Source organism: Kamptonema formosum PCC 10802 (genome assembly GCF_000332335.1).
Lineage (GTDB): Bacteria > Cyanobacteriota > Cyanobacteriia > Cyanobacteriales > Oscillatoriaceae > Oscillatoria.
This window is the reverse complement of the sequence record NZ_KB235951.1, coordinates 3,376-4,635: the sequence shown is the minus strand read 5'-3', so window position 1 is coordinate 4,635 and position 1,260 is coordinate 3,376. Positions and strand designations below refer to the sequence as shown.

Here is a 1,260-nt window from a genome sequence, read left to right as displayed (position 1 = left end):
GGACAGTTGATGCCGAAAGGGCGAGCGTGCTATTCTAAAGAATAGAAACTTGTCTGGGAGAAATGGTATGCGCCTGAAAAAGATTCTCTTTGGAGACCTCATACGTCGCTATAGGGCAGGAAAAAGAAACTTTAGGAAAGTTAGTGTGGAGATTCCTTTTCCCGAATCCATGTCTTGGGAGCAAGGACAATTCAAAGGGTTGGATTTGAGCGGTATTATTCTGCGCAAGAGCAGCATCAGGTGGGTCAGAATCTTCATGGACGGGGTGATTCTGCGCGGGGCGGACTTGACCGATGTTGACTTGGGTGAGAGCAACTTCGAGGGAGCGGATCTGAGCCATGCCATTTTGCGGGGAACCAGATTTTTTCAATCGGTTTTCGACAGAGCTAATCTGAGCGGAGCCGATTTGACAGGAGCTGCATTGGTTGAGAGTCAATTTTTCTGCGCTAACTTCAGTGGAGTCAACTTGAGTAATGCAAGAATCAGCAGCATCGGGTTTGTCCGAAATGATTTTACGGAGGCGACTTTCCAGGGAGCCAGGTTGCAAAGCGTTTGGTTTGAAAAAACCAAGTTGCTCCGGACGGACTTCCGTGGTGCTGAATTCAGCCCGGAAACCTTTAGGGGCTCCGGAGTAAGATTTCGAGATTGCCATTTCGAGGAAACGCTCATGCCCGATGGCAGCGTGCGCAGTGGTAGCTAAGATATAGATATTCATCAGCGGTAGAGCGGCAGACAAAGCTATCGGGAGCGACACCAGGCGTCAATCGAACTGGACAGTTGATGCCGAAAGGGCGAGCGTGCTATTCTAAAGAATAGAAACTTGTCTGGGAGAAATGGTATGCGCCTGAAAAAGATTCTCTTTGGAGACCTCATACGTCGCTATAGGGCAGGAAAAAGAAACTTTAGGAAAGTTAGTGTGGAGACGGCTTCTGGAGAAAAAAGAACTTGGGATCAAGGACAATTCAAAGGGTTGGATTTGAGCGGTATTATTCTGCGCAAGAGCAGCATCAGGTGGATTAAAGTTTTCATGGACGGGGTGATTCTGCGCGGGGCGGACTTGACCGATGTTGACTTGGGTGAGAGCAACTTCGAGGGAGCGGATCTGAGCCATGCCATTTTGCGGGGAACCAGATTTTTTCAATCGGTTTTCGACAGAGCTAATCTGAGCGGAGCCGATTTGACAGGAGCTGCATTGGTTGAGAGTCAATTTTTCTGCGCTAACTTCAGTGGAGTCAACTTGAGTAATGCAAGAATCAGCAG

2 protein-coding genes are annotated in these 1,260 nt (G+C 48.5%); both read left to right on the top strand.

Features of this window, described 5'->3' with window-relative positions; translation table 11 throughout:
• The first annotated feature begins 145 nt into the window (after positions 1 to 145).
• Complete coding sequence (locus OSC10802_RS45240; RefSeq protein WP_052334389.1) at positions 146 to 700, top strand: pentapeptide repeat-containing protein; 555 nt, start codon at positions 146 to 148, stop codon at positions 698 to 700.
• A 276-nt stretch (positions 701 to 976) separates the two neighbouring features.
• A partial coding sequence (locus OSC10802_RS43430; protein ID WP_232731909.1) for a pentapeptide repeat-containing protein occupies positions 977 to 1,260 on the top strand: 284 nt, incomplete at its 3' end.